We start from the raw sequence: 14,885 nt of genomic DNA, 5'->3' as shown, positions 1-14,885 counted from the left end.
CCCCCTGTAAAAGCAAAAAGACGGTTTTAACCTAATAAAATAGGTTAAAACCGCCTCTAGTTTTTCTAGTCAGCGCTTTTTACTTTAAACGTACTTTTTCACTTTTCTCTAATTGAATGACTTTTCCATCTTGCACAACAATTGTAATTGAACCATATTTCATATCAGCAAGCATCGCTTCAATTTTCTCAGATACTTCCTCAAAATGTTCCCGTACGCTCACGCGAACAGCCCCCCTTTTTATTCATAAAAAAAATCTTTCCCATTTCGAAAAGACTGTTCGGTAATATATTTTACCTTATCTTTCAAAATGGATTCCATTTTGCTGGATTTAGCACCTTGCTTTCTATAAGCAGGTTGCCGAGCTTCGCCGGGCCAGTTCCCTCCGCTTCTCTTGATAAGCTTTGTATTTGTATTTTATCACAATTCTGATTTTTTTCAATCCTAGTTTTCCGATATATTTTAATTATTTTATTTTATAAAAAAGGAATTGCCCATCCGAACAACTCCTTTTTCCTCATTTAAACAAGTTCTTTTATACGTATGCGATCGTTCCCAATAATATTTTCATATGTTTCGCGCTCTACAACAATTTGTGATGTACCACCTTTCGCGAAGACGACAGCTGGTCTACGAATCCGATTATAATTATTTGCCATCGAGTACCCGTATGCCCCTGTACAAGAAATTGCTAGTAAATCCGCAGAAGCAACTTTCGGTAGATTAATATCCCAAATTAACATATCTCCACTCTCACAGCATTTCCCTGCAATCGAAACAACTTCCTCGTTCTCATCATTCCCTCGATTCGCTAACATCGCTTCATAACGAGCGTTATATAAAGCAGGTCTTAAGTTATCAGTCATCCCACCATCCACTGATACATATTTCCGAATACCAGGAATGTCTTTCACAGATCCGACTGTATAAAGTGTCGTTCCGGCATCACCCACAATACTACGGCCTGGTTCAACCCATATTTCTGGCAATGGATAATTACATAACGTAAATTGTTCTCTCACCGCACTTGTTACAGCTCGCACATACGTCTCAAGAGTTAATGGTGTATCGGACTCTGTGTAGCGTATTCCGAATCCTCCCCCTACATTTAGCACTTTTACTACATAGTTTGTTCGCTCTCTCACTGCTTCTAAAAATTGACGAAGAACTTCAATCGCTCGCACAAAGCCAGCCGTTTCAAATATTTGTGATCCGATATGTGAATGAATTCCTAACACGTTATAATTTGATTTTTGTAAAGCAAGCTCAATTGCCTGCATCGCTTGACCATTTGACACGCCAAATCCAAATTTTGAATCATCTTGACCTGTTGTAATATATTCATGTGTGTGCGCCTCTACTCCGGGCGTTACACGAATTAATATGTTCACAAATTTCCCATGTTGCACTGCTAAATCATGCAAAATTTCTAATTCTAAGAAGTTATCTACGACAAAACAACCAATATTCGCCTGAAGAGCCATTACAATTTCTTCATCTGTTTTGTTATTGCCGTGAAAATGAATGCGCGATGCTGGAAATCCTGCTTGTAGTGCAGTATATAATTCCCCTCCAGAAACAACATCTAATGACATATTCTCTTCACGAGCTACTCGGCACATCTCCATGCACAAGAACGCCTTGCTTGCATATGCTACTTGATAAGAGAACCCACTTTCTTTAAAAGCACGATGAAACGCGCGGCACTTTCCTCGAATTGACTCTTCATCGTATACATAAAGTGGTGTTCCATATTGTTTTGCTAGCTGCGTCGTGTCGCACCCTCCAATTTCTAAGTGTCCTTGCCCATTGATTCGGCTTGTGCCGTGTAAATACATTTGAATTCCTCCCTTATTTCCTCTAAAACTCATAACCCCAATCTTCTATTCATTGCAGCACGCTTTTAGATAGACAAAAAACGCGCGGAACAATGTTCACACGCGTTTCTTATTAGGAAAAATATATATTGAAAAAATAAACGAGTTGTTATCTCCTCAAAATAAGAAACCGCATCAACATCTCCAAATAGCTCTCCATAAAATAAATCTTATGACAGTACTACATTTATTCAATGCAGTCCCAATATATGAATAAGATGGTTATTCTTATATTTCGGCAATAGTCCCTTTCAACCTATGATCACAGATTCCATTCAATCTCCCATAGCTTACTCTTTCCTATCGCGGCCTCTACCTTTGAGAGTAGATGAGGTAAGTCTATTTAATTTTCAAACATCTAATTGTTGCTATTAACAATACCAAAGGATCATTTTATTTGTCAAACAATTTTTTATATTGCTTTTTGACAGTTTAGTTTCGTATCGTTTGGTAAGCGCTTTACTGAAACCTTTGTCACTTCCCATTCGCCTTCTTCGTTATTAAATGTAATCGTTACCTTCTCAAATGGTGGCGCAATTTTCCCTGCAACACGTTCATACTTTGTCACTTCAATACTCGCTTGAAATAAATATGTGCCGCTATACACTTTTTTTAAACTAATAATTTTCGGGCATTGATAAGGCTTCAAGCTCCCATATTGTTTTTCGATTGCTTTATTTATTTTCGGAAATAACACAGAATAAAGGGCATCTTCCATAAGAGGTGCATCATACTCTGCTACCGACACACTTGGTGAAGCAAAAAGTATAACACTACTGCATACTATAAAATATAATAATTTTCGCATTATAACCTCCGTATTGTTACACGATTCTTTCCGCGCACGATAATAATCATACATAGAAACTCCATTTTATTGTCTCCTACTGTCCTTTTTCTACTCAATTGTTATAAAAAAGTCCACAACTCTCTTTTATTTTCGTATAATGATACTCATAGTATAATAAACATAATAATAAAGGACTGTTCGTATATATAAAATGAGGCGCTAATCAAATAGGCCCACAAGAACCGTCATGCTTTTTAGGAGAGGAGTATATTATGCTACAACGTCTGTTTCCAAAACTGCGATTCGCACTCGTTGCAGTCGTTTTATTATGGATAAAAACATATATTGTGTACAAGCTAGCGTTTGATATTAAAATTGATAATTTCTTTGAAGAATTTATGCTTTTTATGAATCCACTAGCTGCGTTACTTTTATTTTTCGGTTTTGCATTATTTGCATCTAAACACCGAAATCGCATTATAGTTGGAATTAGTTTTATACTGTCATTCATTTTATTTGGAAATGCAATGTTTTATGGGTTTTATAACGATTTCGTTACGTTCCCAGTATTATTTCAAACAAATAATATGGCTGATTTAGGGACGAGTATAAAAGAACTCTTTACGTATAAAACATTACTGTTATTCGCAGATGCGATCATCTTAATGTTTCTTTCGCGTAAATTCCCATCATTTTGCGACAAAACGCCGCTTTCTCGCTCTGAGAAGAGAACTTTCTTTAGCGGTGTAACAGCTCTATTAGCACTACAAATTGTTGTTTCCATTATTTATAAACCACAAATGTTCTCACGCTCGTTTGACCGTCAAACTGTCGTGAAAAATTTAGGTTTATACACATATCATCTATTTGATATTACACTGCAATCAAAATCTTCAGCTGAACGTGTATTTGCAAGTGGGGACGGGTTCTCTGAAATTAAAAACTATACAGACTCAAAAGATAAGCAAGTTGATAAGAACTTATTTGGAGCTGCAAAAGGTAAAAATGTAATTTTGATTTCAATGGAATCTACACAAAGTTTTGTTATTAATAAAAAAATAAATGGAAAAGAAATTACTCCATTTTTAAATGAATTTATTAAAGATAGTTTTTATTTCGATAACTTCTATCATCAAACAGGGCAAGGTAAAACTTCTGATGCTGAATTTATCGTTGAAAATTCACTTTATCCGTTAGACCGCGGTTCTGTATTCTTTACTCATGCAACAAATGAATATACAGCTACACCAGAACAATTAAAGAAATACGGATATTCTTCTGCTGTCTTCCATTCAAACGATAAAACGTTTTGGAATCGTGATGTAATGTACCCTGCACTCGGATATGATCGTTACTTTAATTTAAGTGATTACGTAGGCACGGAACAAATGTCTGTCGGTTGGGGGTTAAAAGATAAAGAGTTCTTTGAACAATCTATTCCAAAGTTAAAATCTTTACCACAGCCGTTCTATACAAAATTCATTACTTTAACAAACCATTTTCCATTTCTTCTAAATCCAGAAGATCAATATGTTGATGAGTTTAATTCGGAAAGTGGCGTTGTAAACCGTTACTTCCCAACCGTTCGTTATACGGATGAAGCTCTTAAACAATTTATTAAACAATTAAAAGCAGAAGGACTGTATGACAACTCTGTTATTGTCATTTACGGAGATCATTACGGTATTTCTGAAAACCATAACGCAGCTATGGCTCAGTTCCTTGGGAAAGACGCTATTACACCATTTGATTCTATGCAATTACAACGCGTCCCTCTCATTATTCATGTACCTGGTCAAGAAGGAAAAGTCATTTCTAAAGTGTCTGGTCAAATTGATATTAAACCAACGCTACTTCATTTACTTGGTATTAAAACAAATAAATCAGTTGAATTTGGAACTGACTTATTTATTAAAGAAGAAGATCCACTTATGGTAATGCGTGATGGTAGCTTCGTTTCGGAAGATTATGTGTATACAAAAAACATGTGCTATAAACGAAACACAGGTGAAGAAGCAGACATCTCATTATGTCAACCGAATATTGAAAAAGCAAAAACAGAATTGAAACTTTCCGACAAACTCATTTATGGAGATTTGTTACGTTTCGATCCTAACAATCGGTATAAAACTGGAACTATGATAACGAACTTTGAATAATACAAGAAGAGGCTGTCCCAAAAAGTGCTTTTTAGCCAAAATCGAATAAAAAGTGAAGGGCAGAAATGTTAATTTTATAACGTTTCTGCCTTTTCAATTTCATGTGATCTTACCTCGAAAGAGACTTATGAGACAGCCCCTTCTTTTTTCACTTATTTTTCAAATCATTCTGATATGAAATCTTTCACAAATTGGGAATTTCTTTCGTGTGAAGAAGAAATTTATGGTATGATAAAATAAGTAAACTTTCATACACTAATTAAGAATTTATTACAGAAAGCAAGGGATCAGATTTTGTATAGAGCAGCTATTCCAAACTTATTTACGCTCGGAAATTTATATAGTGGATTCTTGTCAATCGGCTATGCATCTTTAGGATATTATAAATCAGCTGCTATTTTAGTACTTATCGGGATGATGTTAGATAGTCTTGATGGGCGTGTTGCTCGTTTATTACGTGTTGATTCACAAATGGGAAAAGAGCTTGACTCGCTTGCGGATGTCGTAACATTTGGTGCAGCACCTGCTGTTCTCATGTATTACACATCTTTCTCTAATTATGGAATCATCGGACTATACATAGCGGGGCTATTCCCTCTTTTCGGAGCATATCGTTTAGCACGATTTAATGTAACACCATCTTCTACTTCAATGAAATATTTCACTGGGGTACCGATTACAGCAGCGGGAGGGCTTGTTGCTTTCTTAACATTATTTTCACATACCATTCCAAAAATCGTTCTTATTACAGTATTTGTAACGTTCGCATTTTTAATGGTGAGCCGCATTCGTATCCCAAGTTTAAAAGATGTACCAATTCCACGATATAGCATCATTATTACACTATTTTTAGTGGGCATCATTATCACAATGTACCAAACAGGGTTCGGTAATTTTTCTGTTTTCTTATTCATTGCTATTCCACTATATATTTTGTACATGCTATCTCAATTCCTTAGACAAAGACCATCAAAAAGAGCAAATAAAGAAAAATAAAAAGAAACCTTCCGGAATCGGAAGGTTTCTTTTTATTTTGTAACGAATACTTTTTGATTAACAGGCGTTACAGCTTCTTCGCCATTTAATACAGCTAAAATATTTCTTACCGCCGTTTCGGCCATCGCATCACGCGTTTCGAATGTTGCATTTCCTACGTGAGGAGCAAGTACCACATTCTTTAATCCTTTTAGCTCTTCCGTAATTTTCGGCTCAAATTCAAACACGTCAAGAGCTGCCCCTTCAATTTCATTTGTTTTTAAAGCATGAGCAAGTGCCGCTTCATGCATAATTGGTCCACGTGAAGCATTTATAATATACGCCGTTTTCTTCATCATTTTGAACTGTTCTTCATCAATCATATGGTGCAATTTCGGATTATACGCACAGTTAATTGTAATAAAGTCTGCCGTTTGTAACAATTCTTCCAATGTTACATATGTTGCTTCCAGTTCACTTTCAGCTTCAGGCTTTCGATTTGGTCCTGTATATAAAATATTCATGCCAAATGCTTTCGCACGTTTTGCAACTGCCTTTCCGATTTCTCCAAGGCCGATAATTCCAATTGTTTTACCATGTACTTCGCGGCCTAAGAAAAATAACGGTGCCCATCCGTTAAATCCAATTGTACGACATAGCGTATCACCTTCAGGAATTCTACGTGCCGCCGCTAAAAGAAGTGCAAATGTTAGTTCTGCGGTAGCTTCCGTTGATACTTTCGGTGTATTCGTTACCGCAATCCCTTTTTTTTCGGCATATGAGTAATCAATATTATCGTAACCAGCACCGTAGTTTGCAACAATCTTCAAATTAGGTGCCGCATCAATCACTTCTTTTGTCACCTTTGTAGAAAGTAGGCTTAACAATGCATCTTTGTCTTTTACACGCTCTGTTAATTCATCTAAAGAAATTAACTCCTCTTTATCGTACATTTCTACATCATGATCCTTTAATAGTTCTAATCCGATTGCTGGAATTTTCCCTGCTACTAATATTTTTGCCACTACTAACACCTCTTCTATAGAAAATAAGATCTCTCTTATCTTTCATTGTAAGAAATCCACATATAAAAACCAAGGAATTTGATTATAGTTTTGAAAATCGACACTTTTCCACAAAAAAAGAGGAGATGCAAGTCTCCCCCTCTTCTTATGCTTTTTCTTGCGATTGTTTTCCAAGCTTCACATCGATCGTTCCTTCTGCAACTGTATCACTAATTTGTTCCTCAATAACGGATTGAGATGTAGCATTCGTTTCAGAAGTATACGCTTGTTGCTGTGCACCTTGTACATTTTGCTTATTTTGCTGTTTCGACATTTCTTACCCTCCTTTTTATTCTTTCTTATTTTGAACAAAAAGATGGATTTTCATGAAAAAATCGTGATCATTTTGAAATTGTTACTTCTTCTAGTAATCTCATCGTTCTAACTCGTTTCGTAAATGTAGCTAAGTGAGCAATATCATGATTACGTAACGTCTTTATATTCTCTTCCACATATTTTCCTAAATCATTCGGATAATGAGCATCTGAAGAAAGTGTAATCGGAACTTCGTGTTTAGCTAATACTTGTAAATATAGCGGACTCGGACACATTTCGCGCACAGGATAGCGATAGTACAATCCCGCATTTATTTCCGTTGCTGTATTTGTTTCTACTAATGCACGCGCAATTTTCTTATAATAAGAAAGTTGTTCATTCTCATCTAATCGATAATTAAATACTTTTATGTTGTCAAGATGAGCAATAATATCAAATAACTCAGAACGAACTGCGCACTCAACCGTTTTGAAAAACGTATCATATAAAACATATAAGTCATGTTCCTTAAAATATTCTTTCGTATCTGGATTATCAAATCCCCAGCCATTTAAAAAATGAACAGAACCAATTACATAATCAAAATCTCCTAATGCGAGTAAAGATTGTAATTGTTGTTCACCACCAATAAAATAATCTGCTTCAATTCCAAGTTTAAGCGTAACACCTCTTTTACTCCACCGTTCTTTCGCCTCTTCAATTGCCTTTGTAAAATCATGTAGTGAAGCTACCCTTACTTGGTCTAACCATTCCTTTTGTAAACGTCCAAGACCCGAATCACTAATATCAACATATTTTTCATAGTATTCTTTCGCTTCATAAAAACGATATAAATGATCGACAATACCAACTTCTTTTATCCCTTTTCGCAAAGCTTCTTCTAAATATAAATCAATCCATTTCATTGTAAATGGCCCTTCATTCACACGTCTTTGCAGGCGTTCTTGTGTTTTCACAAGCCATTCCATAGAATGTTTTTCTTCTTTTAGCGGTTCATAATGTTGCAGTGCTTCATTTATTTTAGCTAGCCATCCTATTGAATATGGCCCTTCTTCTAAATGAATGTGATAATCCACCTTCATACATATTCCCCCTATAATGTATCTATTTCTCTTCTGTCCCCTACTCTCGAAAGCTTCCCATTTCTTTCTGTCACTTCCTCCATAATATCTTCTAATGATATATTTTTTTCGGCTAATAAAACGAAGCAGTGATACATTACATCAACCATTTCTTTCACTAGCTCTTCGTTATCATTATTTTTGGATGCAATAATTACTTCTGTACATTCCTCACCAATTTTCTTTAAAATTTTATCTTCTCCCTTTGAAAACAAGTAATTTGTATATGATTCAGAAAGTGGATTTCTCTTTCGTTCTTTAATTGTTTCAAATAGTAATGTAAAGGCATTTTTCATATGTATCCCCCTATATAATTTTGTAATGAAAACATGTTTTTTCTCCCGTATGACATGCAGGTCCTACTTGCTTTACGACAACAACGATTGAATCTTGATCACAATCTAAATAAAGAGATTGCACATTTTGGACATTACCTGATGTTTCTCCTTTATTCCATAACGACCTTCTTGAACGAGAATAAAACCATGTTCTTTTCGTTTCTATTGTTTTTTCATATGCCTCTTCATTCATATAAGCTAGCATTAAAACTTCTTTTGTATCTTCTTCAATTACAACTGCTGGTAATAGTCCTTTTGAAAAGTTAGGTTTCATAGCCGCACCTCAACATTTGCATTTCTTAACTTTCTCTTTACGTCCCCTATTGTCGCCTCACCGTAATGAAAGATTGATGCCGCTAATGCTGCATCAACTGTTGTCTTTTGAAACACTTCTATAATGTGATCAGCATGACCGCATCCACCTGACGCGATGACAGGTACGGAAACACTTTTTGAAATTTCTTCTGTTAAACGAAGGTCATATCCGTTTTTCGTTCCGTCTGCATCCATACTCGTTAATAAAATTTCGCCTGCGCCTAGCTCTGTAACACGCTTTGCCCACCTGATTGCATCCATTCCTGTATCAACTCTTCCGCCGTTCACATATACATTCCACTTATCCTCCGCTACTTTTCTAGCATCAATTGCTATAACAATACATTGTGAGCCAAAATGCTCTGCCCCTTCTTCGATTAATTTTGGATTTCGCACTGCTGCTGAGTTAATTGAAACTTTATCTGCTCCAGCTCTTAGTAAATTGTACATATCTTTCACACTTGAAATCCCTCCTCCAACTGTAAGAGGAATAAATACTTTTGAAGCCGTTTTTTCTACAACATCTATAATCGTTTTTCGTCCTTCATGCGTTGCCGTAATATCTAAAAATACTATTTCATCTGCTCCCGCATCATTATATAAAGCTGCTATTTCAACAGGATCCCCGACATCTTGTAGTCCTATAAAATTTACACCCTTTACGACTCGCCCTTCTTTCACATCTAGACATGGAATAACGCGTTTTGCTAACATAACTTTGTTACCTCTAGCACTTCTTCTAAATCAATCGTTTTCTCGTAAAGAGCCTTACCAATTATGACACCGTATATGTTCATATCATTTAACTTTTTCACATCTTGAATAGATGCAATTCCTCCAGAAGCAATAAGTCGAGTAGAAACGCTTTTTTGTAGTAACTCCAATTGTTCTATATTCGGTCCTGCAAGTGTCCCGTCTTTCGAAATGTCTGTAAATACAATCGTTTGAACACCTACATTCTCCATTTGTTTTGCTAAATCAATGTAAGAAATTTCAGACATATCAAGCCAGCCTCTCGTTGCTACGAAACCATTTTTCGCATCAATTCCGACGATGATTTTTTCTTTATATAGAAAAACTGCTTCTTCTAAAAATGGCTTATCATAAAGAGCAGCTGTTCCTAAAATCACTTTATCTACCCCTACTGAAAATAATTTCTCTACGGCTACAAGTGATCGAATTCCTCCGCCAACTTGCACTGGAATACGTACCTCCTTACAAATTCGTTCAATGACGGACAAGTTTAACGACTCGCCAGCAACTGCACCATCTAAATCAACAATGTGCAACCTTTTTGCTCCAAACTTTTCAAATATAATCGCTTGCGCAATCGGGTCTTCATTCATTACTGTTTCTTTACTAAACTCTCCTTGATAAAGTCTAACGCAGCGGCCCTCTTTTAAATCGATAGCTGGGAAGATTTCCATGATTCTACCACTCCTTTAAAATTTTTCAACATTTGCATTCCTATGTCACCACTTTTTTCAGGATGAAACTGTGCACCATATATATTTCCTTTTGCTACAAAACCAGGTACTTTCACTCCATATTCACTTATTCCATATACAATTTCATTTGGACAATCTGCGTAATAAGAGTGGACATAATATACGAAAGAACCGTCCTCTACTCCATTCCAAAGCGCTATTTCTCCTTCTTTCTTTAACTCATTCCATCCCATATGAGGAATTTTATAAGGAACCTTTAACTTTCGAATAACGCCTGGCAATAAACTTAACCCGTTACAGTCTTGTAGTTCCTCACTTTTTTCAAATAAAAGCTGCATTCCTAGACAAATACCTAGAAGTGGTTTTCTGGAACGCCCAATTTCTTGTAACACACGTACTAAATCTTTTTCTTCCAATACATCCATCGCTTTTGGAAATGCACCTACTCCTGGTAAAATCACTCCATCACTTCTAAAAATCTCTTCTTTATCACTCGTTACGATATACGCTGCTCCAATATACTTTAATGCTTGTTCTACACTACGAATGTTTCCCATTCCATAATCTATAATGGCAATCAATTACAACATCCCTTTCGTTGAATTTACACCAGTAATATTGGCATTTCTTTCAACTGCTTCTCTAAGCGCTCTACCAAACGCTTTAAATAACGCTTCAATTTTGTGATGTGTATTGCTTCCGTATAAAATACGAGCATGTAATGTAATATTGGCAGCATGAGCAACTGCTCTAAAAAATTCTTCCGTTAGTTCTGTATCAAAATCCCCAAGCTTCGGATTCGTTAATTCTCCTTGAAATACAATATATGAGCGTCCACTTATATCAATTGCAACAAAGCCTAAAGACTCATCCATCGGTACATATGCTGAGCCGTACCTGTTAATCCCCTCTTTACTGTGCAATGCTTCTTTCAAACAATTTCCGAGTACAATCCCAACATCCTCAACTGTATGATGTGCATCAACGAATACATCCCCTTCTACCTCCACTTGCAAACCGAATCTTCCATGCCTTGCAAATAAAGTTAGCATATGATCAAAAAAACCAACTCCCGTTTGTACAGAAACGTTCTTCCCATCATCAAGCTGTAAACTTAATTTTATTTTTGTCTCTGTCGTCTCACGTATTTGACTAGACTCACGCATTATTCTTCCTCCTCAAATCTTATTTGAATTGCTCTCGCATGCGCATGTAGCCCTTCTTTATTGGCAAGTTCTACAATATGATGTTTTACATCTCTTAATGCTTCCTCCGTATAAGATAGAAAACTTGATTTTTTCACAAAATCATCGACTGATAACGGCGAGAAAAACCTTGCCGTTCCACTTGTCGGTAATACGTGATTCGGTCCCGCTAAATAATCACCGAGCGGTTCTGGTGCATATGGTCCAAGAAAGATAGATCCTGCATGTTTCACATAAGCTAGAGCATTCATCGGTTCTTTTATATGTAACTCTAAATGTTCCGGGGCAATTTCATTCGATAACTGTAGCGCCTCATCTAAAGAAGGAACGATAAAAATGGCTCCATTTCTCTTTATTGATTCACGTGCAATTTCGCTTCTTGGTAATGTTTCTAACTGCCTTTCTATCTCTTTTTCTACTTCTTTTGCTAAATCTATATTTGTTGTAATACAAATTGCTGTCGCTCTCTCGTCATGTTCTGCTTGTGATAATAAATCAGCAGCAATATATTTTGCATTGCCAGTTTCATCTGCAATAACTACAATTTCTGACGGTCCAGCAATCATATCGATATTTACTATTCCATATACTTCTCGTTTCGCTAAAGCGACGTACAAATTTCCTGGTCCAACTATTTTATCCACTTTCGGAATCGATTCCGTCCCGTATGCTAAAGCAGCAATTGCTTGCGCACCACCTATCGTATAAATTTCATCTACTCCTGCAAGGCTTGCAGCAACTAAAATATGCGGATCAATTCCTACTGCTCTTGGCGGTGTTACCATTACAATCTTTTTCACACCAGCGAGCTTTGCTGGCAATACATTCATTAATACTGACGAAGGATACGAAGCAGTTCCGCCTGGCACATATACCCCTATATTTTCTAACGGCCGAATGATTTGTCCCCTTATGATGCCTTTACTCGTGCAATCAAACATCGATTGTCTTTTTTGCTTTTCATGGTACGAAATAATGTTTTTCTTCGCCTCTTGTAACGCTTCTAAAAATGAACTCTCTACAAACATACTCGCTTGTTTTATTTCTTCTTCACTTACACGAACATCTTTAATCTCTACACCATCAAACTTTTTTGTATAGAAAGATAACGCCTCATCTCTACTCTCTCTTACGTTATGAACGATTTCCCTGACACTTCTTTGAACAGTTTCTTCTATTATATTAGCGTTTTCTCGTAACAGTTTTATTTTCGTTAACGCCTTTTGAAAATCCTCACAAACTATCTCCATTACAAGTCCCCCTATTTTCCTGACAAAATTTCTTGCTCCATCACATTTATAATACTGAATATTTCGTCTTTTTTAGTTTTTAAGGCAGCCTTATTTACAATCATTCGAGCAGATATAGAATACATTTCCTCAAATACAATGAGTCCATTTTCTTGTAATGTTTTTCCTGTTTCAACAATATCAACAATCGCATCTGCCAATCCAAGAATAGGAGCAATTTCTACAGAACCTTCTATTTTAATAATTTCTACATCCTCTCCTTTATTATGAAAATAGTTAGAAGTAATATGTGGATATTTCGTCGCAATACGTTTCTTCCGGTAGCTCTTCGGATTATAAGTAGGAATAGAAGCAACACAAAACTTACACACACCTACTCCTAAATCTAACATTTCATAAATATCTTTCTCGTTTTCCATTAAAATATCTTTTCCAACGACTCCGATATCCGCTACTCCATGTTCTACATAAGTAGCAACATCTACTGCTTTCACTAAAATAAATGAGATGTCCGTATTTTTACTTTGAAAGACAAGTTTTCTTCCTTTATTTTTGAGCTCTGAACAATCAATTCCAATCTGCTCAAAGAGCGGAATCACATGTTTTTCTAATCTCCCTTTCGTTAACGCAATTTGAATGTTACGCATGAAGTTTCTCCTTCTTTCTGGATGACCCATTTCTCTTTCCATACATGTTCCACTAATGATTCGTTCTTTGCCTCAACGACCGTTACGATTTGATTTTTTCTAGCAAATTGAAAAGTATCATTTAAATTAGAGAATAAAGATAGCGCTACTTTTTTCCCGTCCTTTTGAAGTAAATTTCGTAATCGTTCCGCTTCTGCTAATCTATTTAACTCGTAATGAATCATAATATCTATTCTCTTTCGTTCATATGGCTCTTGCTGCTCTTGCAGCGCCTTTACAATTTGATTAACTTGCACCGCGAGTCCAACAGCCGGTAACATTTCTCCAAAATTTCCAATTAACTCATCATATCTTCCTCCACTAACAATTTCCTCTCCAATTTCATATATATACCCTTTGAAAATAACACCTGTATAATAGTCCAAATGTTGAATCATTCCTAAATCAATGGATATGTAAGATCCATAGCCTAGTTTTTCAATTGCTTCATATATTTCCTTTACTCTTGTAATAGCCATTTTCATTTCATTACTTGAGGCGAGTTTTTCTGCTTCCTCAATCACTTCTAAATTCCCAAATAACCTGGGTAATTTCTCCAGTAACTTTACTGTTTCATCACATCGATCTAATTTCTTATCTCTAATAAAATTGGATAAAGCGGCATAATTTTTACTTTCAATATATGTTCTAAGAACTTTCTCTTCTTCCTCATGAATGGAGAGCTTTTTGACAATACATTTATATAACTGTACTTGCCCAATCTCTATTGTAAAAGATTGCACCTTCAACTTTTGAAGTGATTGAATGACGCTTATAACACATTCAATTTCAGCTCTTACATTATCAATACCGATAACTTCAATACCACTTTGTACAATCTCATTATATTTTCCAGCAAGGGACTCATTCGCCCGAAATACATTTCCGCTATATGTTACTTTAAGTGGCGTATCACACCTCTGTGTTCCGATCACTCTCGCTAAAGGAATTGTCATATCTGGACGCAATACGATAATCCGTCCCTTTTCATCAAAAAATTTATACATCTTTTCTTCATCTATCGGCCTGCTTTGAAAGGCGAACACGTCATAAAATTCAATTGTTGGTGTCCTTATTTCTTCATAACCTCTCTCTAAAAAAGTACGCCTCAATTTTTGCTCCACTTCTTCAATTAACGTACATTCTTCGAATAAATAATCTCTCGTTCCATTTGGGTTTGCGCGTTTCCATTTTGTCATCTAAATTCTCACACCTTTCCCTTTCTAATGTATGCTTATTTCATGCACCTAAACCGAAAATAAAAAGAGCCTTGTAGATAAAATATACCTACAAGGCTCTTTAGTAGCGTGTAGGTACAACGGGAATAACCCTTGCACCTACACGTTTTCACGTTAGGTTCAAGGGCTTTACGTATGATGAT

At 35.9% G+C, this 14,885-nt stretch carries 17 protein-coding genes and 2 riboswitches; of the genes, 2 read left to right on the top strand and 15 right to left on the bottom strand.

The annotated features are described in order from the left end of the window. Positions 1-79 precede the first annotated feature (79 nt). From MR070_RS04875 to MR070_RS04865, 3 genes are all read right to left on the bottom strand, one after another. Positions 80-223, bottom strand: a complete 144-nt coding sequence (locus MR070_RS04875) for a YezD family protein (RefSeq protein WP_000116161.1) — start codon at positions 221-223, stop codon at positions 80-82. 72 nt (positions 224-295) lie between these two features. Beyond that, positions 296-404, bottom strand: a riboswitch (SAM riboswitch). 117 nt (positions 405-521) lie between these two features. Then, entirely contained in the window at positions 522-1,838 is a 1,317-nt protein-coding gene (gene lysA, locus MR070_RS04870) for a diaminopimelate decarboxylase (RefSeq protein WP_000280638.1), read from the bottom strand. A gap of 180 nt (positions 1,839-2,018) precedes the next feature. Further along, a riboswitch (Lysine riboswitch) is annotated at positions 2,019-2,200 on the bottom strand. A gap of 89 nt (positions 2,201-2,289) precedes the next feature. After that, positions 2,290-2,739: a DUF3888 domain-containing protein gene (locus MR070_RS04865; protein WP_002091837.1), complete on the bottom strand. Its 450-nt coding sequence runs from the start codon at positions 2,737-2,739 to the stop codon at positions 2,290-2,292. Between the two features lie 200 nt (positions 2,740-2,939). On the opposite strand from MR070_RS04865, the gene MR070_RS04860 reads away from it, so the two are divergent. Both MR070_RS04860 and pssA read left to right on the top strand, forming a co-directional pair. Further along, the gene (locus MR070_RS04860; RefSeq protein ID WP_000941731.1) at positions 2,940-4,826 is read left to right on the top strand and encodes an LTA synthase family protein; all 1,887 of its coding nucleotides are present in this window, start codon (positions 2,940-2,942) and stop codon (positions 4,824-4,826) included. 294 nt (positions 4,827-5,120) lie between these two features. Continuing rightward, positions 5,121-5,822, top strand: a complete 702-nt coding sequence (gene pssA / locus MR070_RS04855) for a CDP-diacylglycerol--serine O-phosphatidyltransferase (protein ID WP_000285422.1) — start codon at positions 5,121-5,123, stop codon at positions 5,820-5,822. 32 nt (positions 5,823-5,854) lie between these two features. On the opposite strand, the gene MR070_RS04850 is transcribed toward pssA, so the two are convergent. From MR070_RS04850 to hisZ, 12 genes are all read right to left on the bottom strand, one after another. Then, positions 5,855-6,826, bottom strand: a complete 972-nt coding sequence (locus MR070_RS04850; protein ID WP_242260682.1) for an NAD(P)-dependent oxidoreductase — start codon at positions 6,824-6,826, stop codon at positions 5,855-5,857. A gap of 145 nt (positions 6,827-6,971) precedes the next feature. After that, a complete protein-coding gene (locus MR070_RS04845; RefSeq protein WP_000043572.1) occupies positions 6,972-7,139 on the bottom strand; it encodes a YozQ family protein in 168 nt (55 codons plus the stop codon). 67 nt (positions 7,140-7,206) lie between these two features. Then, complete coding sequence (locus MR070_RS04840) at positions 7,207-8,223, bottom strand: histidinol phosphate phosphatase domain-containing protein (RefSeq protein ID WP_242260681.1); 1,017 nt, start codon at positions 8,221-8,223, stop codon at positions 7,207-7,209. Between the two features lie 11 nt (positions 8,224-8,234). Then, a complete protein-coding gene (gene hisE, locus MR070_RS04835; protein ID WP_000786132.1) occupies positions 8,235-8,558 on the bottom strand; it encodes a phosphoribosyl-ATP diphosphatase in 324 nt (107 codons plus the stop codon). 10 nt (positions 8,559-8,568) lie between these two features. Beyond that, on the bottom strand, positions 8,569-8,874 hold the full coding sequence (hisI, locus tag MR070_RS04830; protein ID WP_044793714.1) for a phosphoribosyl-AMP cyclohydrolase: 306 nt from the start codon (positions 8,872-8,874) through the stop codon (positions 8,569-8,571). Continuing rightward, entirely contained in the window at positions 8,871-9,629 is a 759-nt protein-coding gene (gene hisF / locus MR070_RS04825; protein ID WP_044793715.1) for an imidazoleglycerol phosphate synthase cyclase subunit, read from the bottom strand. Before hisF ends, hisI begins: the two co-directional genes overlap by 4 nt. Continuing rightward, on the bottom strand, positions 9,623-10,342 hold the full coding sequence (gene hisA, locus MR070_RS04820; protein WP_242260679.1) for a 1-(5-phosphoribosyl)-5-[(5-phosphoribosylamino)methylideneamino]imidazole-4-carboxamide isomerase: 720 nt from the start codon (positions 10,340-10,342) through the stop codon (positions 9,623-9,625). The genes hisF and hisA overlap by 7 nt, the downstream gene beginning before the upstream one ends. After that, on the bottom strand, positions 10,315-10,944 hold the full coding sequence (hisH, locus tag MR070_RS04815) for an imidazole glycerol phosphate synthase subunit HisH (RefSeq protein WP_070805583.1): 630 nt from the start codon (positions 10,942-10,944) through the stop codon (positions 10,315-10,317). Before hisH ends, hisA begins: the two co-directional genes overlap by 28 nt. After that, entirely contained in the window at positions 10,945-11,529 is a 585-nt protein-coding gene (gene hisB / locus MR070_RS04810) for an imidazoleglycerol-phosphate dehydratase HisB (RefSeq protein ID WP_070805582.1), read from the bottom strand. Further along, a complete protein-coding gene (hisD, locus tag MR070_RS04805) occupies positions 11,529-12,818 on the bottom strand; it encodes a histidinol dehydrogenase (protein ID WP_242260677.1) in 1,290 nt (429 codons plus the stop codon). The genes hisB and hisD overlap by 1 nt, the downstream gene beginning before the upstream one ends. A gap of 11 nt (positions 12,819-12,829) precedes the next feature. After that, positions 12,830-13,465: an ATP phosphoribosyltransferase gene (gene hisG / locus MR070_RS04800; RefSeq protein WP_001244480.1), complete on the bottom strand. Its 636-nt coding sequence runs from the start codon at positions 13,463-13,465 to the stop codon at positions 12,830-12,832. Next, positions 13,441-14,703 (bottom strand): ATP phosphoribosyltransferase regulatory subunit, encoded by a 1,263-nt coding sequence (hisZ, locus tag MR070_RS04795; protein WP_242260675.1) that lies wholly within the window; start codon positions 14,701-14,703, stop codon positions 13,441-13,443. Before hisZ ends, hisG begins: the two co-directional genes overlap by 25 nt. Positions 14,704-14,885: the final 182 nt, after the last annotated feature.

The organism is Bacillus cereus group sp. BfR-BA-01453 (genome assembly GCF_022662915.1).
Lineage (GTDB): Bacteria > Bacillota > Bacilli > Bacillales > Bacillaceae_G > Bacillus_A > Bacillus_A paranthracis.
This window is presented reverse-complemented; position numbering and strand designations above follow the sequence as displayed.

Bases quoted from the DNA above. Each gene is read 5' to 3' on its own strand.
- hisZ (WP_242260675.1), bottom strand. From the start codon at position 14,703: ATGACAAAATGGAAACGCGCAAACCCAAATGGAACGAGAGATTATTTA.
- hisI (WP_044793714.1), bottom strand. From the start codon at position 8,874: ATGAAACCTAACTTTTCAAAAGGACTATTACCAGCAGTTGTAATTGAA.
- lysA (WP_000280638.1), bottom strand. From the start codon at position 1,838: ATGTATTTACACGGCACAAGCCGAATCAATGGGCAAGGACACTTAGAA.
- hisF (WP_044793715.1), bottom strand. From the start codon at position 9,629: ATGTTAGCAAAACGCGTTATTCCATGTCTAGATGTGAAAGAAGGGCGA.
- MR070_RS04865 (WP_002091837.1), bottom strand. From the start codon at position 2,739: ATGTATGATTATTATCGTGCGCGGAAAGAATCGTGTAACAATACGGAG.
- MR070_RS04860 (WP_000941731.1), top strand. From the start codon at position 2,940: ATGCTACAACGTCTGTTTCCAAAACTGCGATTCGCACTCGTTGCAGTC.
- hisD (WP_242260677.1), bottom strand. From the start codon at position 12,818: ATGGAGATAGTTTGTGAGGATTTTCAAAAGGCGTTAACGAAAATAAAA.
- hisG (WP_001244480.1), bottom strand. From the start codon at position 13,465: ATGCGTAACATTCAAATTGCGTTAACGAAAGGGAGATTAGAAAAACAT.
- MR070_RS04845 (WP_000043572.1), bottom strand. From the start codon at position 7,139: ATGTCGAAACAGCAAAATAAGCAAAATGTACAAGGTGCACAGCAACAA.
- MR070_RS04840 (WP_242260681.1), bottom strand. From the start codon at position 8,223: ATGAAGGTGGATTATCACATTCATTTAGAAGAAGGGCCATATTCAATA.
- hisE (WP_000786132.1), bottom strand. From the start codon at position 8,558: ATGAAAAATGCCTTTACATTACTATTTGAAACAATTAAAGAACGAAAG.
- hisA (WP_242260679.1), bottom strand. From the start codon at position 10,342: ATGGAAATCTTCCCAGCTATCGATTTAAAAGAGGGCCGCTGCGTTAGA.
- hisB (WP_070805582.1), bottom strand. From the start codon at position 11,529: ATGCGTGAGTCTAGTCAAATACGTGAGACGACAGAGACAAAAATAAAA.